Origin of the sequence: Flavobacterium circumlabens (assembly GCF_004345565.1) — a bacterium.
Classification (GTDB): Bacteria; Bacteroidota; Bacteroidia; order Flavobacteriales; family Flavobacteriaceae; genus Flavobacterium; species Flavobacterium circumlabens.
In genome coordinates this window covers 351,674-377,728 of the sequence record NZ_SLWA01000003.1, presented here as the reverse complement: position 1 = coordinate 377,728, position 26,055 = coordinate 351,674, and the positions used below count along the sequence as shown (strand labels likewise).

Sequence of the window (26,055 nt, the reverse complement as noted above, 5' to 3'; positions counted from 1 at the left end):
TTATCACTGCCTGTAATTGATACAACTTTGCTAAGAATTCCAATACTCTAAAATGAATCAAATGACAGCCACTACATCAAACAGAGCCCGTATAAAAAAAATTTCCAATAAACTCTCGAGTATCCTTTGCGATGAGTACATTCTCTTAACCAAAACCAAAAATGCAAAATGGAACCTTCAGGGTATTGATTTTCAAGACGAATATCTTTTTTTTAACGCTCAGTCCAGTGAAATAGACCTCATAATTGAACATATCGAAAAACGTGTTCATGCTTCAGGGCATTATGCAGATGTCATGTTAAAGGCTTTTCTAAAAGTTAACCGATTCAATAAAAGAAAGAAAAAAATAAATGATCGAGAAGGCTGTCTCATAGAATTGCTGGGGGACCATGAAAATCTTATTACAGTTCTCAAAACCAATACGCCGCTGCTGGAAACCGCATCTAAAAACAGCCGGACAGACGATTTTGTAGTAACCATAACCGAAAGTCACGAGAAAATGGCCTGGTTTCTTCGCTCATACCTCAAATAAAAAATTTAATGTATAAAACGACGCAATGAAAACTAAAGTAATACTCAGGCTGCTGCTTGCAATGATAATACTCTTAGGCATGAATCAGACAATTCTTGCACAATCTAATTTCAAGATTGGAAAATCCACAGCCAATGAAATGAAGATATCGGGAACTTCTTCCTTCCACGACTGGAAGATGAGGACCTCGACTTTTTCAGGAAAAGCTTCCTGTACTATCGGTGCTGATGATCAAGTCTCAAAATTAAGCTCTTTGGAATTCAATTTACCGGTTCTTACCCTTAAAAGCGGCCAAAAAAAATTAGATAAAAATGCCTATAAAGCACTCAAAACTGACGAGTTTAAGGAAATCCTCTACAAACAGACCCAGGCTAAAATTATGAGCTTCACTAATTCTAAATCACATATAAAAACAGAAGGAAAACTCACCGTGGCTGGTGTTAGCAAAGATGTAATTATTGATTTATACTGTTTTAAAAATAAGAATGGAAGCATGAGCTGTGATGGAAACTATCAGATCAACATGAAGGATTACAACGTTACTCCGCCTGTTTTTATGGGGGGAATCATGAAGACCGGAGAAGCAATTACCCTTGCGTTTTCGCTGCAATTTGAAAAATATTAATTCCTAAACATTACAAATGAAAAATATATTATTGCTACTGTGTCTTTGCACAGCATTCGCAAACGCACAAAAGAAACCTATGCAGTACTTTAGGTACAATGACCAAAGGGGAATCAATGTTTTTGAAACCACCAAGCAGGACAGTTCCTCTTTTGAAGGCTTCACCGTAAAAATGGGAGGGAATTTAACCTTGGATTTCCAGGGGTTAAACCATCAAAATACAGCAGCTCCTGTACTGGTTGATAATGTAAACAGCAATGAGCTTATTGATATTACCAATGGATTCAACCTGGCTATGGCCAATCTGAATCTCGATACCCAGCTCGATGACGGAATCCGAATGAACCTTACTATTTATTTATCATCCAGACACCATGAGGAAACCTGGGTAAAGGGCGGTTATATTCAGTTTGATAAACTTTCTTTTCTAAAAAGCAGTTTTATAGATCAGGCAATGAAATATGTAACTCTTAAAGTAGGCGCCTATGACGTGGATTACGGGGATCAGCACTTTAGGAGAAGTGACGGAGGCAATGCGATCTATAACCCTTTCATTGAAAATTACATCATGGATGAATTTGCTACTGAAATTGGAGGTGAAGTATATTACCATGACAGCTCAGGAATGATGATAATGCTGGGACTCACAAATGGCGCCCTGAACCCAACTGTGGTGGTTTCTACCAAGATAGATGCGGCAACAGGAGAATTAAACAAACCCACTCCTGCATTACATGGCAAAATAGGTTATGACAAACAATTCGACAAGGATTTACGACTAAGGCTTACCGGTTCCTTTTACCACGTAAAAAGAGCTTTGAACAATACCCTTTTTGCAGGTGACCGAACAGGTTCCCATTATTTTTATGTAATGGAAAATACCCAGGCAACAGCAGTCGATAATTTCAGATCCGGCCGGTACAATCCTGAATTCAGCCAGCAGGTGACAGCCTTCATGTTTAATCCTTTTTTGAAGTTTAAAGGTTTAGAAATTTTTGGAACTTATGAAGTTGCCAAAGGAAGAAAAATTACCCAGGCAGATCCCCATCAGGTGGTGCAGTCTGCCGTTGATTTGATCTACAGATTTCCTGCCGGAAAAGAGAATTTCTGGATTGCAGGGAGGTACAATACGCTTACTGATTCCCCGCTAAATCAAGATGACCAGAAAATCACTCGTGTGACAGCCTCTGCAGGGTGGTTTTTAACTAAAAATATCCTGATGAAAGCCGAATATGTGAATCAGAAATATGAAAATTTCCAGGATACGGATATCAGACATGGCGGACAATTCGACGGCTTTATGCTGGAGGCTACCGTAGGATTTTAAACAGGTTGGCCGTTTATTTTATAAAAAAAGAAAAACATGCTTAGCATTTTAAATTAATATCCTAAAAATGAAATATAGCTATTTATTGTCTCTGATAATGTACAGCTCTTGGCTTATGGCCTCTGTAAGTCCTGTCGCTTCTGGTTCAAAACATTTTCAGACAGATTACGCAGCTCAGATAGATACAACAAAAATCCCTGTTTTTTTTGAAACATTTCCTAAATTCAAGCCCTATGAAGCTCAGGTAAAACTGCTCTATAGAAAATACTCTAATCATACTTGGTACGATCAGAAAGGACTTATTGAATTTACATTCGTACTGTACAAACAAGTGCAACAGATGAGAGAAGAAGGTGTACCTGTAACGATACCCTATGAGATGGAATTTACAAGAATCTTTGAAAAACAGACTAGTAAAATTCCAAACCAGGAAACAGAGCTGCTGATTAGCTGCATGTATTTTTTCTACACCTCTAAAGTTTTCAATGGCTTTACCGTAGGAAAAAGCGAGGAAACGGGCTGGTTTCTCCCCAGAGAATCAGCCAACACAGCTGATGTGGATTCACTGATGCAGGAAATTGCATTCAAAAAAGAAATTAAACATGGATATTTCAGTCAATATTATCCGCTCAGACAGGCATTAAAAAAATATTTGGAAATTGAAAAAAACGGAGGATGGAAATTGGTGCAGCTCGAAAAAGGAATTAAATCACTGCAGCCCAGTGATTCTTCTCTTACCGTTCAGCAGATCAGAACCCGGTTATTTGTTGAAGGTTATATAAATCAGGATAGCGGATCTTTTCTTTTCGATCAGACAGTCTCTGATGGAATCACTGCATACGGAACAGCTCAAAATCATGATTTTAATGCCAAAATCACAGGAAGGTTAATTGAAATGCTGAATGTTCCGGTGGAGAGCAGAATTAAGACCATTTCTGTTAATATGGAAAGATGCCGCTGGATCAATCCTAAAATTAATAACACACAAGAATATATTGCAGTGAATATACCATCTTTCAGGCTTCTTTATTTCCGTGAAGGAAAACCTTATCTTACCTCCAAAGTAGTGGTGGGAAAGGAATTTCATAAAACTATTGTTTTCAGCGGCAGCCTTAGTTATATCTCCTTCAGCCCATACTGGAATGTACCGTCCAGTATCCTTAGAAAAGAAATTCTGCCTAAAGTAAAGAAAAACCCAAATTACCTAAAAAACCAGAATATGGAATGGCATAACGGGCAGGTCAGACAAAAACCCGGAGGCAGCAACGCCCTAGGGCTTGTCAAATTCATGTTTCCAAACTCCCATAACATTTATCTTCATGATTCCCCTTCCAAATCTTTCTTCAGCAAAGATAAAAGAGCCTTCAGCCATGGCTGTGTGCGGGTAGAAAAAGCACGTGATCTGGCAGTGGCCATTATGGAAAAAGAAGCCAACTGGAACAGCTCAAAAGTAGATGCTGCAATGCATTTGGGAAAAGAAAATACCTATGTACTTGAGAATAAAATTCCTGTTTATATTGCTTACTTTACTGCATGGGCTGACGGCAGCGGTAATATTGCATTTTATGATGATCTCTATAATCGTGACAATGCTCTTGCAAAGGTTCTCTTCGAGAACTGATACTTATAACGTATTGTTTTAAAAAATCTGGGCAGAGCCTGTTAATATTCTTTACTGTTATATTAATTCTTCATCTTGCTTATTTTCATATAATCTAGAATTTTTAACTGGCTCCCCTTTTTTTCTATTAATCCCTCATTCCTGAATTCAGTCAGTGTCCTGCTAACGGTTTCCGAAGCAGTTCCTGACATGGCAGCCAAATCATCCCTGGTGACATTAATGCTGTCACCATTGGCCGTTTCTCCCTGACGGAAAAGTCTAAGTAAGGATTCCGCTATGCGCTTTCTGACCGATTGATAAGCCAGCTGCAGTAAATGAGTGTCTTTGGAACGGATTTCATTCGACAGGATTTTAATGAATTTTTCAGCTACATCGGGGTATAATTTTAATAATTCTTCGAGCTGCTCTTTAGGGAAAAAGCAGACCTGACTATCCTCCAAAGCAGTTGCAGTATCCGTATATGTTTCATCAGACAAAATAGTGTTTACTCCTATAAAATCATTAGCATGATACATTCCGGTCATAAGTTCACGCCCGTCTTCAGACATCTTGACTGTTTTTATTTTACCTGAGATCACAAGGTAAATCCCGATAGCCCGATCGCCATCATAATGAATAATCTGGTTTTTCTTAAAAGGTCTGTGAATATGATCTTCTATCATTTTTTTAAGTTCCGTAAGTCCTTCCTTGTCCCCCACTAAATTCTCCAGACGCCCAAGGGACTGGCTGTAGAAATCTTTTTGGGAATTCTTTTTATTTAACCTGCTTTCTATGGCCTGCAAAAGCTCCATATCATCAAAAGGTTTAGTCAGGTAGTCATCTGCTCCCATTTCCATTGCCTTTCGCAAATCTGGCCTTTCGGATTTTGCCGTTATAAAAATAAAGGGAATGTTGCTTGTTTTGTGATTTTTATTAAGCATATACAATACACCATAACCATCAAGTTCCGGCATCATGATATCACACAGAATAATATCGGGCAGGTTCGCAATAGCAGATTCTACACCTACTTTGCCATTATTGGCCTGATAAACGGTGTATTCTGCTAAATTAAGGATCTCTACAATATTTTCCCTAATGTCAATATTGTCTTCGATAATTAGTACTTTACTCATGAGATGGGAAATGTTAATGTGAATAATGTTCCTTCTATTTCATTACTGTTAAATTCTGCAGTCCCTTTCATCAGAGATACATATCTGCCCACTATATTTAAACCCAGTCCGGTCCCGGGAATAGTGCCGGTATTATGTGCCCTGAAAAAAGCCTGAAATAAATGTTTTTGCTCCTCCAGAGGAATTCCTATGCCATCGTCATGAACCGAAATAATACAGCTTACATCATTAATTTCTGTTGTAAAATCGATACAGCAGTTATCACCGGAATACTTTATTGCGTTTCCAATTAAATTAATGGCACAATTCTTTAATAAATTGGCATCCAGATATATCATCGTTTGAATCCCAAAATGTCTGCACACAATATTTTGGCTTGGCTTGGCCAGAAGCTGCATCTCTTCACTTATTTCCTCACCAAATTTAGCGAGGTCAAAGCAGGTATAGCTGGCTTTTAATTTCCCTGTTTCCAATTTTTCAACATACAAAAAATCGTTAAGGATAGCCGTTAAACTCATCACTGAACTTTTAATTTTGCCAACATGCTTATTAATGGGCTCACTGGTAAAGGGTATAGCATATTTTTCAATTAGCGAGGCTGATAACTGTACGGTGCTCAGCGGTGTGCGAAATTCATGCGAGGCCATCGATAAAAAACGGTTTTTTAATTTGCTGAGCTCTTTCTCCTTCTCCAGGGAAATACTCACTTTCTCTTTCGCTTTCTCCAACGCAAAAATCGTATCATTTAGTGATTTAGTCCTCTCCTCTACAAGTTCTTCCAAATGTGCTGCATAATCTTTAAAGCGCTCCTCATCCACCTTCTGCTGGGATAAATCATGAATAAATCCGGCATAAATGGTCCTGCCTGAATATTGAACCTCACTAACCCCAAGTTTCATCGGAAACAGCTGACCGCCTTTACGCATTCCTATCAGTTCACGGCCGACACCAATTATGCTGGCTTTTCTCGTTGTTTTGTACTTACTCAAATAATTATCATGTTTCTCACGGTCAGGCGAAGGCATTAACATTGAAATATTATGGCCTATAACTTCTTGTTGCTGGTAATCAAAAAGTACACAGGCAGCTGGATTAATAGTTTCTATTGTCCCTGCGTCATCAATGGTAATGATACCATCCAAAGCATTTTGTACAAGAGCATATAATAGGGCTGCATTATCCATCACCACAGTGATCAAATTATGATGATCTTTATAAAGGTCGGCTATTTTAAACCGGTAAATAGCTTTTTATGTGAATATTGCAACACAATTAACACATTGTCAATGAATTAACAATATATGGTATTATCACAACATTTTCTTTACTCAATACATCATTTGCACTGCATATATGCTATTACAAAACTTTGGTTCATTTCAATTAATTCCTAGCCAGCAAAGTGATACAAATCATTTTTTGTTCTGCTTTAACTCATTTCCAATTAGTGACATATGTTGCTTCTTTGACATCGAAACCAAAAAAGTATTCTTATGTACAACAATACCAAAAAAAGGAGCATACTACTTATAAAGATGATTATAAAATAGCAGATGTTTTTCACATTGTCCTTAGCAATTTAGATTTTAAGTATCCCATTACCGTATTTAAAAATGTAAAATTATGCTTGAAATTTTTGAAAGAGGAGCCTATAACTAGTCCAATGCTGTTTTTTAATTTAAATGAAAAAAGCTTCAAATGCCTGGATGAAATTGTTTCTGTAAGAAATGACAGGAAAAACAAAGATCTTCCCATTATAGTTTATGATCCATTGGCAAAGCTTAGTAATGAAGCTATTTTCATTGCAGGGGCAAACATTTACATTAAGAAATCAAACGATGCGGTAGAACTGAAAAAAGTGATCAAAAAAGTAATTAATCTGGATTGGCATTTTGAGTCGGGAAAATTTAATAGGGAAACCTTTTTTGTCTCGGTTTAGTTTAATATCCACATGATATAATGAAAAGTGCCTTACATCATTTTTATTTTGGATGTCTGTCATTTCAAATCCTATACCGTTACTCCAACTTTGCAATGCAAATAAATAAGAGAAATCTCTGGCTTATTAAATTTTAAATGAACGATGATGAAAAAAAATGAGATTTTACAAAGAGATGTTCAGGATGCTATCAACCGGGAACCTCAGTTAAATGCAACATGCATTGAAGTTAATGCAAATGGTGGTATTATCACCTTAAGCGGCTTTGTCATTTACCCGAAAAAAGAACAAAAGCAAAAAATACGGCAAAACAGGTTCCCGGAGTCCTGGAAGTCCTGGAAAATATAAAAATAAAAACAAATAGCTGGGAACAAAAAAACGATTATGATATTTCCCAGACAATACTAAATGCTTTCAAATGGAACTGGAACACGATAAACGACAGCATTCAGGTTCAGGTAAAAAATGGATACGTAACTCTTACCGAACAGCTGGAATGGCATAAGAAACAGGCCGCAACAAAAGCGGTAAATAATGTGATTGGCGTAAAGGGTGTGCTCAATAATATTTCTATAGAATCAGGCCTTACTGCCCCGATTAATAAATAGATTATCAAACGTGCTCTTCAAAACCATACCGCAATTGATCTTGCAGGCATTTCAGTAGAAGTTTTCGAAAATGAAGTAACTCTGGAAGGTACTGTGGATTCGAGATATCAGAAAGAGCTGGCTGCAAAAATTGCGTGGAAAACGCCCGGAGTACGAAATGTGGTAAACAATCTCAAAGTAATCCATGAAAATACAAGAATAACACTGAATCTTTTTTATAAACAGCTCGCTAAATTTTATTAATATGAAAAACACAAATACATTGGTTGCCTTTTACACTACTCATCTTAAAGCTGAAACGGCGATTAAGAAACTTGAAAAAAGCGGGTTTGATATGACTCAACTATCAATCATAGGATCGGATTATCATTCTCAGGAGACCGTAACAGGTTATTATAATATTGGAGACCGCATGAAAAAATGGGGCAGTTTTGGTGCTTTCTGGGGAGGATTCTGGGGGCTTTTATTTGGATCTGCTTTCTTTTTTATTCCCGGACTTGGCCCACTGCTTGTAGCAGGGCCTCTTGTTTCAGCCATTATTGGAGCGCTTGAAGGTGCAGCATTACTGGGAGGCACCAGTGTTATTGCAGCGGCACTCGTAAGCTTGGGAATTTCAAATCATGAGGTACTGAAATATGAAACTGAAATCAAGGCAGGTAAATTTATGTTATTGGTACATGGGAGCAAAGCTAACAACGAAAAAGCCAGGAAAGTACTCGGCATCCATATCCCTAAAGAAAACGGTATAAAAGAAGAAAACGATATTTCTCCTGAGGAAATTGAAGCAGCAATAACGCAATAAAAAGCAATAAAACTTTACCTTAAAAAAAATGAAAACTATAAAACAATTAGGCATTTATTTAGATCATGCCGCCGCAAATTTAATCGATTTTTCAGGCAGTGATAAAGAGCCAAAGTCTATAATCTCTGAATTTGATATTCAGGACAAACATGAAACGCTGCAAAGAAGCGAAAATGAAATGCATCATAAAGAGCAGGACAAACAAAGGGCTTATTTTAAAAAAATTGCAGCCATAGCCGCTGACTTTAATCAACTGCTATTATTTGGACCTACTACAGCAAAAACTGAATTACTGCACTTTTTGCAAAAAGACAATAGTTTTGGCAAAATTAAAATCGATGCCGAAAACACCGATAAATTGACATGTGATCAGCAACAAATATTTGTTGGGGAACATTTTAAAAAGTTTGACTTTAAGAATAGTTAAAATGGAAAATATTCTTTTTAAAATAAACTGCTATACCCTGCAAAAAGGAATTGCAATCAAAGCTATTGCTTGTTATCAGAGCATTCAGTATTATCTGGGGATTGTATTTCCGTTATGAGAAATAAACCTTAGTATTCGCAGGAAAATTTTCCTTTCAGGAGTTACTAAAATGAATTATAATTTTTAAATACACAATTATGAGAACCAACGAAGAATTACAGAAGGATGTTCAGAATGCTATTAAATGGGAACCGCTTTTGCATGCTGCAGAAATTGGAGTAACCGTAAAAGACGGAGTGGTTACCCTAACGGGGACCGTAGACGGTTATTACAAAAAAAAGGAGGCTGAAACTGCCGCTAAAAATGTGGCTGGCGTAAAAGCGGTTGTGGAGCAAATAGAGATTAAATACTCTAATAACCTTACCAAAACAGATAATGATATTGCCAACGAAGTCTTAAAAGCCTTAAAAGATAATTGGGCTGTTTCGGAAGACCATGTAAAAGTAAAGGTAGAAGATGGCTGGGTAAATTTAGAAGGCGAACTGACCTGGAATTTTCAAAAACAGGATGCAAAAAATTGTATCAGTTACCTTCCGGGAGTTAGAGGTGTTACTAATGATATTAAAATCAAATCGGACATTGCAAATGCAATCGAAAAAAAGGACATTGAAAAAGCACTCAAAAGAGCCTGGGGAGTAAATGAGAAAGAGATTACAGTCATAGTAGATGGCACCCATGTAAAGCTTACAGGTTTTGTCGATTCTATTTTCCAAAAAGATCAGGTGGAACAAATCGTCTGGAAAACTCCGGGTATATGGTCTATTGATAATGATCTTGTTATAGAATATGATTATGCCTCGTTGTAAACTGAAATAATAAAAATAGAGGGGACTGACTGCTCTCGATTTTTATTACAGCTGTGGATAATTACAGAATTGTACTAAAATAAAGCGTGCCGGAAGGCTGCCTTAATTATTTAAAATCAGCATAATGATATCGATAAAAAGAGAAGGAATTGTACTTGAGAAAACGGAACTTGTCTTTGAGAATGAAGGTGTAATGAATCCGGCTGTTGTCAAAAGCGGAGATTTGCTTCATCTTTTTTACCGCGCTGTGAGCCAGGGTAACCATTCAACAATCGGCTATTGTAAACTAGACGGTCCTTTGAGTGTTATACAGCGTGACAGCATACCTATTCTTTCTGCTGAATTTAATTATGAAAGTCATGGATTGGAAGATCCAAGAATTGTAAAAATAGAAGGGTTGTATTATATGACCTATACCGCTTTTGATGGGGTAAATGCCTTGGGCTGCCTGGCAGTTTCAAAAGATTTGATTCATTTTGAAAAAAAAGGGATAATAGTACCCACTATAACCTATAAAGAATTTAGTGAGCTGACCAGTTCTAAAAGAAACATCAGCAGCAAATATTTCAGATACAACCAGCAAAATGGAATTACTGAAAAAGAAGGTAAAAAAATACTCTTATCGGATAAAAATGTAATTTTCTTTCCAAGAAAAATTAATGGCAAGTTCTGTTTTATGCATCGCATCAAACCAGAAATACAGATTATTGTTGCAGTCAAATCACTAAAAGATTTAACACCTGCATTCTACAAAAATTATTTCCTGAATTTTAATGACCATATCTTACTAACATCAAGGTACGATCATGAATCCAGCTATGTTGGCGGGGGATGTCCGCCAATAGAAACACCACACGGATGGCTTATTATTTACCATGGCGTCAAAGATAGTATCAAGGGACGCATATATTCAGCCTGTGCAGCTTTATTGGATCTAGATAATCCACAGATCGAAATAGCCCGCCTTCCCTATCCTCTCTTTAGTCCAAAAAGGGATTGGGAACTGGAAGGAGAAGTAAACAATGTGTGTTTCCCAACAGGAACAGCTATTTTTAAGGACACTTTATATATTTATTATGGCGCTGCAGATGAACACATAGCCTGCGTATCGGTTAGCTTATCTGGTTTAATCAATGAATTAATGCTTAATACTACAAAAAATGATAATTAATACTCCGCTTCGCAGCCATAGCAGCCTATGGGCAAAGAAAGACAATCGAGCTATTTCACATAAAAATAAGGAAGATAAAACTCCTGAAATTATATTTATTACCTCCTATCCTGCCCGGGAATGTGGCATTGCAACCTATTCTGAGGACTTAATCGCTGCTTTAAATAATAAATTTGAACGCTCTTTTACCATAAAGGTTGCAGCATTGGAACCAACCAACGAAAACTACACTTATGGCGCTATTGTTGATCAAATTCTTAAAACAGATCTTCCGGGTTCCTATCATAAACTTTCCGACTACTGTAATAATGATAAAGCAGTCGAACTACTTTTAATACAACACGAATTCGGGCTGTTTAAAAACAATGAAGTCGATTTAATCCAATTTTTAAAGTCATCCATAAAACCCGTTTTAATCGTCCTTCATACTGTTTTGCCAAATCCGGATAAAGGGATGAAACAAAACATTATGGCAATGGATGCACTTATCGACGGATTTATAGTCATGACCCAAAGATCGGCTAAAATACTGGAGAGCGTCTATGGCATTGCTACGGACAAAATTACGGTTATCGCCCACGGCACCCATTTGGTCAAACATATGGAAAAAGAAACTTTAAAAGAAAAGTATGGTCTTTCAGGCAGAAAGGTAATATCTACTTTTGGACTCCTTAGTTGCGGAAAATCAATTGAAACCACATTAGATGCATTACCAGTTATTGCCAGTCAGAATCCAGATATCTTATTTCTGATTATTGGAAAAACGCACCCTTCAGTAGTTAAAAATGAAGGGGAGAAATACCGTGATTTTCTTAAAAAGAGAATCGAAATCTTAGGGCTGCAAGCGCACGTTAAATTCATTAATTCATATTTGCCATTAGAGGAGTTACTGGAATATCTACAGCTTACAGATATATATTTATTTACCTCCAATGACCCGCATCAGGCAGTAAGCGGTACGTTTTCCTATGCTATAAGCTGTGGCTGTCCCATTATATCTACACCTATTCCGCACGCCCTTGAAGTACTTGAGGATGGAACAGGGATTATTATTGAATTTGGAAATACGGTGCAATTGGCTGAGCAGGTCATGATGCTTTTGAAAAATTCACAGTTGCGCAAAAATATTTCTGCTAACGGCATACATAAAATGGCCCCTACAGCATGGGAAAACTCTGCAATTAAACATGCGGGATTATTTAAAAAAACGATCGGAAAAAAAATAGCATTACATTACAAAATTCCGAAAATTAATTTGGAGCATCTCAAAAAAATGACCACTTCATTTGCTATGATACAATTTTCGGTCATTAATCATCCTGATCTGAATACAGGCTATACTTTGGATGACAACGCGCGTGCATTAGTGGCTGTCTGCCAGCATTATGAATTAAAAAGAAATCCGGAAGATTTAGAGCTAATAATAAAATATTACAGCTTTATCAAATTTTGCCTGCAGCAAAATGGGAGTTTTTTGAACTATGTCAGTAAAGAAGAAAAATTTACCATGCAAAACAATGAAAATCTGGAAGATTCCAATGGAAGGGCAATTTGGTCCCTGGGTTTCATGCTGTCTCTTTCCAATATTTTTCCCATCGGATTTACTTTAGATGCAGCAATAACTATGAATAAGGCGTTGACAAGAGTCAATACTATCCATTCAACAAGAGCGATGGCATTTATCATTAAAGGTATTTATTATCGTAACAAAAATAGTGTCAATTTTGAAAATACTGCACTGATTAAATTGCTGTCAAATCGATTGGTGGAAATGTACCGACATGAATGTAAATCACATTGGAAATGGTTTGAAAGTTACCTGACTTATGGGAACAGCATCATACCTGAAGCACTTCTTTGTGCCTACCTGGCTACAGGTGAATATCAATATAAAGAAGTTGCCAAAGAATCCTTCGATTTTCTTTTATCTCATATTTTTACCGAGGATAAAATCAAAGTAATATCAAACAAAGGGTGGCTTGACTCTAAAATGCAAAAAAAAGAAACTCTAGGCGGAGAACAGCCCATTGATGTTGCTTATACTATTCTTGCTCTTGACAGATTTAGTACTGTTTTTACAAATTCATCCTATTTGGAAAAAATGGAAATCGCCTTTAGCTGGTTCTTAGGGAACAATCATTTGAATCAGATCATATATAATCCATGCACTGGCGGATGTTATGATGGTTTGGAAGAAAATTATATTAATCTGAACCAGGGTGCAGAATCAACCGTAAGTTATTTGATGGCTCGTCTAACAATGGAAAAATATTTTTCTGAAAAAGAGCATCATAAAAATACAAACAAAATCAATCTCCTTGAAGCCATTGGAGTGTAATATATATCATTATCAAAAATGCTTCTTAAAATAAAATGAAATTGCAGCTACAACCAGGAACTGTAGTAATCAGATTTATACACCATACTTAAACTGCAAGAAAATTTCATTATTGCTTTAATTTAAAGGTACTTTACCCCCGAGAGCTGTAACTGATTGTTGAAATCATATACTCGGGGCAGGCCTGTGGGAATATTTACTTTGACAATATCAACCGGGCTGATGTTTTCAAGATACATCATCAGGGATCTTAAGCTATTGCCATGAGCTACTATTAACACATTCTGCCCCATTTTTAATTTAGGTTCGATTTGGGTTTTATAGTAAGGAATGACGCGGTTGTAGGTCTGCAGTAGACTTTCTCCTCCGGGTGGGCAGACATCATAACTTCTTCTCCATATTTCTACCTGAGCAAGTCCGTACTTTTTTGCAGTTTCCTCTTTATTGAGCCCTTGCAGTGAACCATACATCCGTTCGTTAAAAGCGCTGTTTTTTACAGTTGGAATCTTGACATGCATTTCCTTTAGAATAATCTCCAGACTTTCCTGTGCCCTTATGAGCATTGAAGTATATGCCATGCAAAAAACATATCCTTTGAGTTTTCCCCCCGCAGATTTTGCCTGTTCTTTTCCAAGCAGAGTTAGGGAAATATCCAGCGTTCCTGTAAAACGGTTCTCCAGATTGTAAAGGGATTGTCCATGTCTGACAAAAATTAATAACGCCATTTTTTTTCTTTAAAAACATAGTAAAAATACAGTAAAAAAAACAGGCTAAAAGTGTCGTAAATCACTTATTTCCATGTTTCTAATCATTGATGCACTGGCCTGCTTACACCAAATTTGCAGGAATCTACAAAGAATTTAATCCTAAATCCTTAAAAAAAAAATCATGAGAACAATATTCGCGCTTATCGCATTAGCCGCTTTAACAGCAACCATACTTATGGATACTGTAGGCAGAAAAGTCAAAACAAATTCAGCCAATTCCAAACCTTAAAAATCTATCTCAATATGTGTTTTTCTGCTACAGCAAGCTTTAGTGCCGGTATTATCCTGACAGTCATTAGTATTGTCTCGATAAAAAAAGTACAGCATCCCTCACAGACCATGTTTGCCATGATCCCTTTAATATTTGCTATACAGCAGTTTGCCGAAGGTTTTTTATGGCTGTCCATTCCCGATGCGAAATGGTCGTACCTGCAAACCGACATCACTTATTTTTACCTGATTATCGCGCAGATTCTCTGGCCTGTCTGGGTTCCGCTTTCCATACTTATGCTGGAGAAAGAACAAACCCGAAAACAGATACAAAAAATACTGGTAGGAATTGGAGTACTTGTGTCGGTGTACCTCTCCTACTGCCTCTTTAATTTCAATATCAGATCAGAAATTGACTGTTATCACATAGCCTATATCCAGACCTATCCGGAAACTTTCAGAATACTGGGTGGATTTCTTTATATTGTTGCGACAATTCTTCCGCCCTTCTTTTCCCATATAAGACGCATGTGGTGGCTAGGGGTTTTAGTGCTGATATCTTATGTAGTTACCACTATTTTTTATGAAAGTTATATGGTATCGGTATGGTGCTTTTTTGCTTCTGTGATCAGTCTGTCAGTATACTTAATCATGTCCGAAATAAGAATAAGCCATCGCGAAGATATATATGCGCAGAGAGCCCTGGAGCAGCACTAAAAAATCATCTGCAAGCAGGATTTGTTTTGCCCTATTTTGCTGTATTTGAAAAGTGAATTTACATACTGCGTATGCATCAGGAAGTAATCACCATCAGCTTTGAGAATGATGGGAGTCATTTTCAAATACTCAAATTAAACACACCTTTGCCTTAATAAATTGACATGCAAATGAAAACCAATGAAGAATTACAAAAAAAAGTCATCGAAGCTATTAATTGGGAGCCTTTATTATCGGGGATAGAAATTGGGGTGGTGGTTATTGATGGCATAGTTACCCTTACAGGTTCGGTAAACAGTTATGTCAAAAAAGAAGAGGCAGAAAAAGCTGCTAAAAATGTACTGGGTGTAAAGGCAGTTGTAGAAAAAATTGAAGTACTGCTAAACGACTGGCCACATAAATCAGATAACGAGATTGCACAAGAAATTATAAACATCTTTAAATGGCATTGGGACATTCCAAATGAAAGAGTTCAGGTTAGGGTAGAAAATGGCTGGGTATACCTGTCAGGTTCGCTGGAATGGAACTATCAGAAAGAAGCGGCAAAAAAAGCGGTCAAAATTCTCATTGGTGTCAAAGGTATTGTTAATAATATCATGATTATCTCTTTATCCAAAGACCGAATCAACAAAAAAGACATTGAAGATGCAATTGAGCGCAACAGGATTATTGGAAATACGGAAATTACTGTGGAAGTTTTAGACAATGCGGTTACCTTAAAAGGAAATGTGGAATCCTGGTTTGAAAAAAATGAAGCAAGCCGTATAGCATGGAAAGCCCCAGGTGTACTGGAAGTCAAAAATAACCTGCAGGTGTCTCTTGATCAGTAATCATAAAGAATCAATTCAAACAAATTATGGAAAAAGTAAATATGGATAGCCTTGTGGTTGTCCTGGCTGAACTGGAAAAACAAGGATTTACATCCCAATTTGAGGTTCATGGAAATAGCATGCTGTCTCTTAAATCAGCTAATCATTATAACGCTGATCAATTAGAAGTAACACATTTTTATCGTTTTGAAGGTGAATCAAATCCTGAAGACAGCGCTATTATGTACGCAATTGAAACCTATGATAAAGAAAAAGGAACCCTTGTAGATGGATACGGAACTGCTGCCGATACTGCCACTTCAGATTTCATGAGAAATGTCAATAACATTCATAAATAAGAAACCATGTTAGTACAAATAAGAAAACCTTCCTTATCGCTTCATATCATTTTTGTAGTATGCGTAACTATCATATTACTTAACAGATATACTCAGTTTCATATTAATGATTACAGGGTGCATTTTTTCTTTCTCTTCTTTGCGGTATCCTCACTTGTAATCATTATTGGCCAGTATTTAAAAAAAATACAGAGCAACTGGTCTATGATTTTAGTTTTTATGGGCATTGGAATCTTATGCGCACTAAAGGCCTTCTTTACATGGGGCGGAGACTGGAAAACACAAACTGTACTTTACAGGAACATTGAAAATAAAAACCAGACAGTCAATTATCAGCTACGAGGCGACCGGTTTGCATTTGGATATAAAAAACGGATTGTTGGCATCTATTATTTAGCACCATTTATGGAGTGGACCACCGATATCGACACACTTCATTTAGACAAAGCAAAGTGGGAAAAGTTAAATCTGCAGGTCAATGAAATGAAACTGAAATAGAAAAATCTTAATCTAAAACTATTGCTATGGAATTTATAGATTATTATAAAACTCTCGACCTGCCCAAAACGGCGAGTCAGGGCGACATCAGGAATAGCTGATGATCCTGATTTTAAACGGGAAGGAAATAATTTGTATGCCAATACCCCCCTTGATCTTTTCACAGCAGTACTGGGCGGCGAAATTTCGATAAATGCCTTTGATACAAAAGTAAAACTCAAGGTACCTGCAGGAACGCAAACCGGAACGAAAATAAAATTAAAAGGCAAAGGCTTTCCTGTTTATAAAAATGAAAATCGTTTTGGCGATTTGTATATCACCTATATTCTTAGAATACCTCAAAACCTGACAGATCACGAAAAAGAAATGTTTTTTGAACTTTCCCAATTATTAAAATCTGCATAAGATAAACCATCTCTATGCCAACTGTAAAAGTAAATGCCATGAAAAAAATACTTGTTACCACCGATTTTTCCGATACCTCAAAATCAGCAATACGTTTTGCTATCCAGCTTGCTGATCAAACGCCTTGTGAACTCCTATTCTACAATGTACATACCCCAACTGTTTTAGAAACACTGGCCCATCATGCACATGACGATCATAAAACTGAGACAATGCAAAACAAGCTTAAAAAATTTGTATTATCAGTTTACAAAGCAACTGAAAAACAGTCAGGTAATATAGAATTCATTATTGATAATCAATGTCACGTGGAGAGTGCTATTATTAATTATGCAAAAAAATGTAATGCTGATTTTATTTGTATCAATACATCAGGTCCAGGGATATTTAATCAGCTGATAGGAACCACCGCTTCAAAACTGATAACAACATCTCCCACTACTCTGCTGGTAGTACCCTATTCATATCGAAGGAAACCAATAGACCTGTTACTATATGCATCAGATATGAAAAAAATTGGTGCTGAACTCCAATCAGTTAAAAAATTTGCCTCTCTGTTTGATGCGGAAATTGCAATCTATCATTACAATGAACTGTTAGACAAGGGTAATTTTAAGGCTGATTTGGAAAAAACAGCCAAAAGCTATCAATCTGATAAATTGCGATTTAATTTTAAGAAATTAAACATCGGATTTTCTTTACTGAATCATTTACAAATCGATATCCGTGAGCTCAGACCATCACTGCTTGTGATGTTTACCAAGCAGAACCGTGACTGGTTTGAACGCCACTTTCTTTCGAGTAAAACCAAAGAATTCGGCTTTGACACCAATACTCCTATACTAGTTTTCAGGAAGTAAACACAGCAATGAAAATTACAGCAAAAAAACAAAAATGACTGAAAATAAATTCCATACCGATGGTTTGAGCACTGCACAAGTTCTTGCGGCAAGAAAGAAACATGGGCAAAATGTATCCTCTTACAAAAAAACGAACCGTTATACCGCTGCGATGCTGCGCATGATAAAAGAACCGATGATGATTTTACTGTTCACAGCATCCATCATTTATTTCATTAGCGGCAAAACTGCTGATGGTATTTTTCTGGCATCTGCAATTGTTTTGATTGCAGCTATTTCTTCTTATCAAAATGCAAGGAGCCGAAATGCACTGGAGCAATTAAAAGATTTTACCAAACCTAAATGCAAAGTAGTCAGAAATGGAAGCGTTCACGAAATTAAAACAGAAGAAATTGTTATTGGCGATAGTCTTCTGGTCGAAGAAGGCGCTCTGGTTTCCGCAGATGCAATCATTAGTCACTCCAATGATTTTTCTGTAAATGAATCCATTCTCACTGGGGAATCTATGGCTGTCAGCAAAGATAAAGCAACAAAAGACAATACTATTTATCAAGGTACCACGGTTGCAGCAGGATTAGCCATTGCAACGGTAAGCGCCATTGGAAGTGAAACCAGCCTTGGAAAAATAGGCAAAAGCCTGGAGGGAATAAAAGAGGAAAAAACACCTTTAGAGCTTCAAATTGGAAGTTTTGTAAAAAAAATGGCTATTGTTGGTGTACTGGTTTTTTTGGTTGTATGGGGTATCAACTATTTCCATTCCTTTAATGTATTTGACAGCTTACTTAAAGCCCTTACACTGGCAATGAGCATTCTGCCTGAAGAAATCCCCATTGCTTTTACAACATTCATGGCTATTGGCGCCTGGCGCATGATGAAAGAAGGAATTATTGTCAAACAAATGAAAACAGTCGAAACACTAGGGAGCGCTACTGTAATCTGTATTGATAAAACAGGTACCATTACTGAAAACAAGATGAGCCTGGCCAAGATTTTTTCTTTAAAATCGGCTAAAATCACCGATATAGATGGGACGCTATCCCAAGATGAAAAAAAGTTAATCTCGTTATCGATGTGGGCAAGCGAACCCATTGCGTTTGATGCTATGGAAATAGCCCTGCATGAGGTCTATACAAAAGTAATCGAAAAAGACGAGCGTGCTGATTTCAAATTGGTACATGAATATCCTCTCTCAGGAGTACCTCCTATGATGACGCATATTTTTGAAAATAAATCAGGTACCAGAATCATTGCTGCCAAAGGAGGCAGTGAAGCGCTGATGCAGACCGCAGTACTAAGCAATGGGGAGAAAAAAATGATCTTAAAAGCAATAGAGGAACTATCCGTTGAAGGTTACCGCATACTGGCCGTAGGCGGAACCCATTTTACTTCAGAGAATTATCCTAAAACCCAGCAGGAGTTTAAATTTGAATTTGTTGGCCTGCTCGCTTTTTATGATCCTCCAAAAAAGAACAGCAGATTGGTTTTACAACATTTTTATGATGCCGGCATACAGGTTAAAATCATCACTGGTGATAATGCCCAGACGACCTCATCCATCGCACAGCAGATAGGTTTCAGGGGATATGATAAAAGTATTTCGGGTGATGAATTGATGAAACTTACCAAGAAGGAGCTCAAAAAAAGGGTCATGGATACCAATTTATTTACCCGAATGTTTCCCGAGGCTAAACTCAAAATCATAAATGCACTGAAATCGAATAAGGAAATTGTCGCCATGACCGGCGACGGTGTAAATGATGGCCCGGCATTAAAGGCAGCGCATATAGGAATCGCAATGGGAAAAAAGGGAACGGAAATTGCCAAGCAGGCCGCATCTCTTATTCTAATAAATGATGATCTGTCCAGAATGGTGCATGCTATTGCGATGGGAAGAAAAATTTATGCCAATATTAAAAAATCAATTCAGTTTATCATTTCAATCCATATTCCTATCATATTTACTGTTTTTATTCCCCTGGCATTGGGCTGGATATATCCTAATATATTCTCGCCCATCCATATTATTTTTCTGGAACTAATTATGGGACCTACCTGCTCTATCGTTTATGAGAATGAGCCCATGGAAAAAAATACCATGGCGCAGAAGCCCAGAACTTTCACATCAACATTTTTCAACTGGAAGGAACTCTCCACCAGTATTGTTCAGGGAATCGTAATTACCATCGGAACTTTATTTATCTACCAATACTCGATTTATCAAGGTTACAATGAACAGCATACCCGAACAATGGTTTTCATAGTACTGGTAACGGCCAATATCTTTTTAACCTTAATGAACCGTTCTTTTTACTACTCCATTTTTACAACACTGCGCTATAAAAATAATTTAGTTCCGATTATTATAGGGATTACCGTTTTCATTACTGGTTTATTGCTTTATATAAAGCCGTTTGCAGCATTCTTTACTTTTGAACCTCTGCAAGCTCTTCCTTTGTGCATGGCAGTCGGAATTGGTTTTATATCTGTAATCTGGTACGAATTAGTAAAACTATGGAAGCGAAATTTTAAAGAATTTAAACCATGAGAATTTCCCTTACCCAAATGATAAAAAAACTATTTCTATTGTTTTTAATTTTAACAGCATTGTATTTCGCCAAAGATCTTCTGATACCCCTTAGTATCGGAGGAATTCTGGCTGCGTTGTTTTTACCTCTCTGCAATTGGATTGAAAGTAAAAAAATATCCCGAATTATCGCTAGCTTATTTTGTCTGTTAACTTTCCTTGCATTAATTTTTATGGTGATAACGGTATTAGGCTTCAAAATTTCTGAGCTTTTAATGGATTTAGCCTTTATCAAGCAAAGGGCAATTGAATCCGGAAATAACATACAGAAATATATTTTTGATCATTTGAATATCTCAGTAGATGAGCAGCTTGTAATCCTAAAAAATGAACAACCTTCCTATTCTAATATACTACAGACAGTCTTAGGATCTGCTGCGTATTTTTTCACGAGTTTTATTCTGGTGCTGGCCTATTTTGTTTTTTTACTGCTTTACCGAAATCACATCAAGAATTTCCTTTTTAAAATTACACCAACTGCACAACACTCAGAAATGGAAAATATCCTGCAGAGTGCAGCACATATTTCTTATCAATATTTGACAGGTCTCTCCAAAATGATTTTTCTGCTCTGGATTATGTATGGAATTGCCTTTAGTATAATAGGAATTGAAAATGCTATTTTCTTTGCCATCCTTTGCGGTCTTCTTGAAATCATTCCTTATATAGGCAATATTACAGGTACGGTTTTAACCCTTCTTTTTGCTGCCATAAATGGTGCCGCGCCCATAATGCTTGCTGGAATTATAATAAGCTATGCCATAATACAAATTATACAGACCTGGTTTTTTGAGCCTTTGATAATAGGCCCACAAGTAAAAATAAATCCCCTTTTTACTATTATCGCATTGGTGCTGGGAGAATTGCTCTGGGGAATACCCGGTCTTATTTTGGCAATACCCTTAACTGCACTGCTAAAGATTGTGTGTGATCATGTAACCTCATTAAAACCATACGCCTTTTTGATCGGTACTATTGAAACTGATGTTCGATCCTAAAACTGTCTGTTTTTAGAATATATTTTATATACATATTTTCTTTCCAATAAAACAATGTTAAACCTGATCCTGTCATACAAAAGACCTAAAAGCAGGGCTGCTACCCCAATGAGCAAAACTTGCAATCCCATATTGGAATAAAAAATTCCGCCTGTAATTCCTCCTATAAAAAAAAAGCTGATAATGGTCATTCGTAATTTTATCGATACAAACAACTTTTTTCTAAAAAGCGGCTCACTATAAAAAAACAATTGGGATAATTCAATTCCCAAATCCGTAAAAAGACCCGTCAGATGCGTTGTTCTTACAGTGGCATTAGAGATTTTTGTCACCAGTGAATTCTGCAGCCCCATAGCAAACAATAAAGTATAGGCTATAGCGTCCGGGCTATGGATAATCAAATTTTCTCCAAATACAGCAATACCAAACAAAATTGCACTTTCAATACCTGTTGGAATGACGTAGCTGTATTTTTCATTTCTTCTAAGGAGAAATTCTACGAGCAGACTGGAGAAAAAAGACCCAAGGAAAAAAAAGAAAATATATAAGAAATAAATAAATCCCTGTCTGAAATTAAGTTTAAAAATTTCATCTACGAAAAAGGCAAAATGTCCTGTTACATTTGTTGTCAATTTTTGAACAGCCAGAAAACCTGCTACATTTACGAGTCCGGCAACAAACGATAATAGTGAGGCAATTTTAAGATTATGTCTTAGGTTCCTTTTGTTTCCGTGATGTTTGAACATTGTTACTATTTTTGAATTATAATACCCTTTTCAAATATTAGGGTTGTATTGTATTTCTATGATTTCAAACTTTGCATAACTGTAATCGCCTGCTTTCAATTTCCAGACCGCTTCAGCTGAAACAGGGATTTTCACTCCGTTAATTTCTTTATAATTCGCCATTCTGCAAAGCCAGCGTTCCCTTTTCTTATCTGTCATGAACCGCAATGTTTCCATGGCAGCAATCTCCCCTATCCTATTAAATGTTATGATAAAATCAAATGAAATTTCTTTATATCGAAACGATAATTTTGCAGAATTTTCATCAATTGCGATCCAGGTAATGTTTTCTGAAGGAAGCAAATTTGTTGGAAACCAAACGCTTTCGGCCAGCCATCGCTGCATTTCGCCTTCATTAATTTCTGTGCCTTTGCCATCAACTACCGTAAAAATATTGAATAGTGAAACTTTTAAATTGCCTTGGTCGGCAATAAAACTGTCTCTCGCTGTAAAAAGCAGAGTTGTGCCTTTCCATACAAATTGTGGTTTTTGAACCGAAAAATATTGCTCGCCTGTAATATTGATGAACCTGCCTTTTAGGTTGGTTTTAAATACACCTTTATGTTTTAATCTAACTAAGCTTATGTAAGGCATTCCGTCTTTCAGTACATACTTAAAATACCGTTGTACAGGTTCAGGCAAGCCATTTAACTGCACGGCAGTATAGGTTTTATCAGAGACATTTATTGTATTTGCATATAATATCTTGACCTGATTCCTGAATTTTAAAGAAATCATTATTTTTCCCACAAGTACTACGAGCAGTACTACTCCGATAATAATAAGTAAAAGTGCCATTATTTGCTATTTTTTTTAGGTTGGAGTCAAAAGTTTTTGCATGGTAATCAATAAACAAAATTGGAAAAAGAAGATGGGAAAAAAAATGATTTCTCTCAATCCATAACATGATAAAAGACATTTTAATACTCAGGCAATCACTCTAACTTTATTTGATTATTAAATGATAATCAAATGAAAGAAATTACCTTAAAATTCGATAAAGTTTTAAATGCCTCTGGTGAAATTAGAACAGTAGACCATGAACCCGATTCCAGCAAAGAACATCAACGCAATACACCGGAAAAATCGATGCCATTTTCGGACCAGATTGGAAACTACCAGCGTAATATAGGAATTCCATTAAAATCCTATGAGAATAGTAAGGTATACATCATAGGCAGTGGTATAGCTGGTATGGCCGCAGCATACTATTTTATTCGTGACGGTCAGATTCCGGCTAAAAATATTATTTTTTTAGAGCAGCTGCATATCGATGGAGGATCTTTGGATGGTGCCGGTAATGCCAATGATGGTTATATCATCAGAGGCGGCAGGGAAATGGATATGACTTATGAGAACCTGTGGGATATTTTCCAGGACATTCCAGCCTTTGAAATGCCCGCTCCCTACAGCGTTTTGGATGAATACCGCTTAATCAATGACAATGACTCTAATTACTCCAAAGCGCGTCTTATCCATAACAAAGGAGAAATAAAAGACTTCAGTAAATTTGGGCTTCACAAAAAGGACCAGCTGGCCATCATCAAGCTTTTACTAAAGAAAAAAGAGGACCTGGATGATCTAACCATTGAGGACTATTTCAGTGAATCCTTCTTAAGCAGCAACTTCTGGACGCTTTGGCGTACTATGTTTGCGTTCGAGAACTGGCATAGTTTACTTGAATTAAAACTTTACATGCATCGATTTCTCCATGCTATCGATGGATTGAATGATTTTTCGTCCCTGGTATTTCCGAAATACAACCAATATGACACTTTTATAACACCCTTGCGTAATTTTTTAAAAGAGAAAGGTGTCACCATTGAATTTAATACACTGGTAAACGATCTGGATATTCACATCAATACCGATGGAAAATTAGTACAGGAAATTATAACGGATAAAGATGGGAAAGAAGTAAAAATTCCTGTTGGAAAAGAAGATTATGTGATTGTAACTACTGGATCAATGACCGAAGATACTTTCTATGGTGATAACAAAAATGCACCAATTATAATGATCGACAACCAGACTAGCGGAAAAAGCGGAGGATGGAAATTATGGAAAAATCTTGCTGCAAAATCACATGTTTTCGGTAGACCGGAAAAATTCTGCAGCAACATCGAAAAATCTTCATGGGAATCAGTGACCTTAACCTGCCAACCTTCTGCACTGGTTGAAAAACTTAAGGAATACTGTGTAAATGATCCTTATTCGGGAAAAACAGCAACCGGCGGAATTGTTACCATTACAGATTCTAATTGGATGATGAGTTTTACCTGTAACCGACAGCCCCATTTCCCGGAACAACCAGATGATATTTTGGTGCTTTGGGTTTATGCATTATTTATGGACAAAGAAGGAAATCATATAAAAAAAACAATGCCTGAGTGCACCGGAGATGAGATTCTTGCCGAATTGTGTTACCATATTGGAATCATAGATCAATTGGACAATGTTGTCAGAAATACCATTGTCCGTACAGCTTTTATGCCTTATATCACTTCGATGTTTATGCCAAGAGCTAATGGTGATCGCCCAAGGGTTGTACCTGAAGGATGCATAAATCTGGGACTGATAGGACAATTTGTAGAAACAAACAATGATGTTGTTTTTACGATGGAAAGCTCTGTGAGAACTGCAAGAATTGCTGTATACAAGTTATTAAATTTAAATAAGCAGGTACCTGACATCAATCCTTTACAATACGACATTCGTCAATTGCTCAAAGCTGTAAAAGCACTCAATGACAATAGGCCCTTTTTAGGCGAAGGAATATTACGCACAGTGCTGAAAGGAACTTATTTTGATCATATCCTGCCCTTAAATGCCGAGGGAGAAGAAGAACATGAGTCCTTTATAACTGAACAAGTAGGTAAATTCAAAGATTGGATAACAGGTGTAAAAAACTAATAACTTAAATTATTAGTTTTTGACCTACACTTCTGAAGGGTATACCAAAGTGAGTTTTAAACAAGTGTGCAGACTTTACTTCATTTCATATATCTACTCAAAAAGCTTAATAACTTTGCAGGTTATTAAGCTTTTTTTTTCATTACAAATCATGGCAATCAAAACAAGATTTAAAAATACATTGCTTACAAAGTATTAATTTAATGTTCGTAAAATGCGATTGATAACAATTTGGGAGTCAGTTTCCTTATTTGGTTGTATTTACTACCTGAATCTTTGTTGGGATTTTTTCTATCGTAATAAATGAATTTACTAAGAGAAGAATAATTGCTATAGAAATGGCAATTGTTGTTAAGCCAATTCCCTGATTATACCTCTTGTTTGCTTTTAGAGTTGCTCTGTTATTTTTGATATAACAAACTTTATTTGCTTCAATTTCATAGTGTAAAATCTCCTTATAGGACTTATTTATTAACGCTTCATACTTTGTAACAGATAAGGCTTGGTCGAGTGGCTTATTTCTAAAAATACTTAGCATTAAAAGTATAGAAGATATAAATAATACAATCGGAAGAATCGTAATTAATTGAATAGTTTGATTGCCGCCTTCTAGACTATTTAAAAAAAAGGGAATAAATAATACCGTAAAACCAATAATAGTTGCGGCATATGAATGCTGTTGACGGTTGGAAGCCACTTGCTTTTCGATAATTTCTTTAGAATTCAGGGTAAGAAATTCTAAATATCTAAGGTCTTCTTCCATTATAAAAAATTTTAGG

General features: G+C 36.5%; 28 protein-coding genes. 22 read left to right on the top strand and 6 right to left on the bottom strand.

Annotation, left to right across the window (positions count from 1 at the left end):
- Positions 1-61 precede the first annotated feature (61 nt).
- From EV142_RS09965 to EV142_RS09950, 4 genes are all read left to right on the top strand, one after another.
- On the top strand, positions 62-532 hold the full coding sequence (locus tag EV142_RS09965; RefSeq protein ID WP_158286315.1) for a Dps family protein: 471 nt from the start codon (positions 62-64) through the stop codon (positions 530-532).
- Positions 533-611: 79 nt separating this feature from the next.
- Positions 612-1,157: a YceI family protein gene (locus EV142_RS09960; protein WP_209443527.1), complete on the top strand. Its 546-nt coding sequence runs from the start codon at positions 612-614 to the stop codon at positions 1,155-1,157.
- 16 nt (positions 1,158-1,173) lie between these two features.
- Positions 1,174-2,484: a hypothetical protein gene (locus EV142_RS09955; RefSeq protein ID WP_132035034.1), complete on the top strand. Its 1,311-nt coding sequence runs from the start codon at positions 1,174-1,176 to the stop codon at positions 2,482-2,484.
- 67 nt (positions 2,485-2,551) lie between these two features.
- Positions 2,552-4,105, top strand: coding sequence for a L,D-transpeptidase family protein (locus EV142_RS09950; RefSeq protein WP_132035031.1), 1,554 nt, complete (start codon positions 2,552-2,554; stop codon positions 4,103-4,105).
- Between the two features lie 62 nt (positions 4,106-4,167).
- Here the strand turns inward: EV142_RS09950 and EV142_RS09945 are convergent, their stop codons facing one another.
- Positions 4,168-5,220 (bottom strand): response regulator, encoded by a 1,053-nt coding sequence (locus EV142_RS09945; RefSeq protein ID WP_132035014.1) that lies wholly within the window; start codon positions 5,218-5,220, stop codon positions 4,168-4,170.
- Positions 5,217-6,404, bottom strand: coding sequence for a PAS domain-containing sensor histidine kinase (locus tag EV142_RS09940; RefSeq protein ID WP_132035012.1), 1,188 nt, complete (start codon positions 6,402-6,404; stop codon positions 5,217-5,219). The genes EV142_RS09945 and EV142_RS09940 overlap by 4 nt, the downstream gene beginning before the upstream one ends.
- Before the next feature lie 218 nt (positions 6,405-6,622).
- Here EV142_RS09940 and EV142_RS09935 point away from each other — a divergent pair, with 218 nt between their 5' ends.
- From EV142_RS09935 to EV142_RS09895, 9 genes are all read left to right on the top strand, one after another.
- Positions 6,623-7,159: a hypothetical protein gene (locus tag EV142_RS09935; RefSeq protein WP_194100212.1), complete on the top strand. Its 537-nt coding sequence runs from the start codon at positions 6,623-6,625 to the stop codon at positions 7,157-7,159.
- 144 nt (positions 7,160-7,303) lie between these two features.
- Positions 7,304-7,507, top strand: coding sequence for a BON domain-containing protein (locus tag EV142_RS09930; RefSeq protein WP_132035008.1), 204 nt, complete (start codon positions 7,304-7,306; stop codon positions 7,505-7,507).
- On the top strand, positions 7,486-7,767 hold the full coding sequence (locus EV142_RS24665) for a BON domain-containing protein (RefSeq protein WP_132035560.1): 282 nt from the start codon (positions 7,486-7,488) through the stop codon (positions 7,765-7,767). Before EV142_RS09930 ends, EV142_RS24665 begins: the two co-directional genes overlap by 22 nt.
- On the top strand, positions 7,768-8,010 hold the full coding sequence (locus tag EV142_RS24660) for a BON domain-containing protein (protein ID WP_132035557.1): 243 nt from the start codon (positions 7,768-7,770) through the stop codon (positions 8,008-8,010).
- A 1-nt stretch (position 8,011) separates the two neighbouring features.
- Positions 8,012-8,569, top strand: coding sequence for a general stress protein (locus EV142_RS09915; protein ID WP_132035006.1), 558 nt, complete (start codon positions 8,012-8,014; stop codon positions 8,567-8,569).
- A gap of 28 nt (positions 8,570-8,597) precedes the next feature.
- Positions 8,598-8,996: a hypothetical protein gene (locus EV142_RS09910; RefSeq protein ID WP_132035004.1), complete on the top strand. Its 399-nt coding sequence runs from the start codon at positions 8,598-8,600 to the stop codon at positions 8,994-8,996.
- Between the two features lie 197 nt (positions 8,997-9,193).
- Positions 9,194-9,862 (top strand): BON domain-containing protein, encoded by a 669-nt coding sequence (locus tag EV142_RS09905; protein WP_132035002.1) that lies wholly within the window; start codon positions 9,194-9,196, stop codon positions 9,860-9,862.
- Positions 9,863-9,986: 124 nt separating this feature from the next.
- Positions 9,987-11,033 (top strand): glycoside hydrolase family 130 protein, encoded by a 1,047-nt coding sequence (locus tag EV142_RS09900; RefSeq protein WP_132035000.1) that lies wholly within the window; start codon positions 9,987-9,989, stop codon positions 11,031-11,033.
- Positions 11,023-13,371, top strand: coding sequence for a glycosyltransferase (locus EV142_RS09895; RefSeq protein WP_132034998.1), 2,349 nt, complete (start codon positions 11,023-11,025; stop codon positions 13,369-13,371). Before EV142_RS09900 ends, EV142_RS09895 begins: the two co-directional genes overlap by 11 nt.
- Before the next feature lie 122 nt (positions 13,372-13,493).
- Here the strand turns inward: EV142_RS09895 and EV142_RS09890 are convergent, their stop codons facing one another.
- Positions 13,494-14,096 carry a 2,3-bisphosphoglycerate-dependent phosphoglycerate mutase gene (locus EV142_RS09890; protein ID WP_132034996.1) on the bottom strand — a complete coding sequence of 201 codons (603 nt, stop codon included), beginning with the start codon at positions 14,094-14,096 and terminating at the stop codon, positions 13,494-13,496.
- 285 nt (positions 14,097-14,381) lie between these two features.
- Here EV142_RS09890 and EV142_RS09885 point away from each other — a divergent pair, with 285 nt between their 5' ends.
- The 8 genes from EV142_RS09885 to EV142_RS09850 all read left to right on the top strand — a co-directional run bounded on the left by EV142_RS09885 (position 14,382) and on the right by EV142_RS09850 (position 21,578).
- On the top strand, positions 14,382-15,065 hold the full coding sequence (locus EV142_RS09885) for a DUF6629 family protein (RefSeq protein ID WP_132034994.1): 684 nt from the start codon (positions 14,382-14,384) through the stop codon (positions 15,063-15,065).
- Between the two features lie 170 nt (positions 15,066-15,235).
- Positions 15,236-15,895 carry a BON domain-containing protein gene (locus EV142_RS09880; RefSeq protein WP_132034992.1) on the top strand — a complete coding sequence of 220 codons (660 nt, stop codon included), beginning with the start codon at positions 15,236-15,238 and terminating at the stop codon, positions 15,893-15,895.
- A gap of 26 nt (positions 15,896-15,921) precedes the next feature.
- Positions 15,922-16,233, top strand: coding sequence for a hypothetical protein (locus EV142_RS09875; RefSeq protein WP_132034990.1), 312 nt, complete (start codon positions 15,922-15,924; stop codon positions 16,231-16,233).
- 6 nt (positions 16,234-16,239) lie between these two features.
- The gene (locus EV142_RS09870) at positions 16,240-16,731 is read left to right on the top strand and encodes a hypothetical protein (protein WP_132034988.1); all 492 of its coding nucleotides are present in this window, start codon (positions 16,240-16,242) and stop codon (positions 16,729-16,731) included.
- A gap of 39 nt (positions 16,732-16,770) precedes the next feature.
- Positions 16,771-17,136 carry a DnaJ C-terminal domain-containing protein gene (locus EV142_RS09865; RefSeq protein WP_132034986.1) on the top strand — a complete coding sequence of 122 codons (366 nt, stop codon included), beginning with the start codon at positions 16,771-16,773 and terminating at the stop codon, positions 17,134-17,136.
- 38 nt (positions 17,137-17,174) lie between these two features.
- Complete coding sequence (locus EV142_RS09860; RefSeq protein WP_158286314.1) at positions 17,175-17,996, top strand: universal stress protein; 822 nt, start codon at positions 17,175-17,177, stop codon at positions 17,994-17,996.
- 34 nt (positions 17,997-18,030) lie between these two features.
- Positions 18,031-20,541, top strand: a complete 2,511-nt coding sequence (locus tag EV142_RS09855; RefSeq protein WP_132034982.1) for a cation-translocating P-type ATPase — start codon at positions 18,031-18,033, stop codon at positions 20,539-20,541.
- Positions 20,538-21,578 (top strand): AI-2E family transporter, encoded by a 1,041-nt coding sequence (locus EV142_RS09850; RefSeq protein ID WP_132034980.1) that lies wholly within the window; start codon positions 20,538-20,540, stop codon positions 21,576-21,578. The genes EV142_RS09855 and EV142_RS09850 overlap by 4 nt, the downstream gene beginning before the upstream one ends.
- On the opposite strand, the gene EV142_RS09845 is transcribed toward EV142_RS09850, so the two are convergent.
- Complete coding sequence (locus tag EV142_RS09845; protein ID WP_132034978.1) at positions 21,575-22,324, bottom strand: YoaK family protein; 750 nt, start codon at positions 22,322-22,324, stop codon at positions 21,575-21,577. The genes EV142_RS09850 and EV142_RS09845 overlap by 4 nt on opposite strands.
- Positions 22,325-22,354: 30 nt before the next feature.
- Positions 22,355-23,161, bottom strand: a complete 807-nt coding sequence (locus EV142_RS09840; protein WP_132034975.1) for a DUF6920 family protein — start codon at positions 23,159-23,161, stop codon at positions 22,355-22,357.
- A 174-nt stretch (positions 23,162-23,335) separates the two neighbouring features.
- Here EV142_RS09840 and EV142_RS09835 point away from each other — a divergent pair, with 174 nt between their 5' ends.
- Positions 23,336-25,276 (top strand): oleate hydratase, encoded by a 1,941-nt coding sequence (locus EV142_RS09835; RefSeq protein WP_132034973.1) that lies wholly within the window; start codon positions 23,336-23,338, stop codon positions 25,274-25,276.
- 247 nt (positions 25,277-25,523) lie between these two features.
- Here the strand turns inward: EV142_RS09835 and EV142_RS09830 are convergent, their stop codons facing one another.
- On the bottom strand, positions 25,524-26,039 hold the full coding sequence (locus tag EV142_RS09830) for a hypothetical protein (protein WP_132034971.1): 516 nt from the start codon (positions 26,037-26,039) through the stop codon (positions 25,524-25,526).
- Positions 26,040-26,055 lie beyond the last annotated feature (16 nt).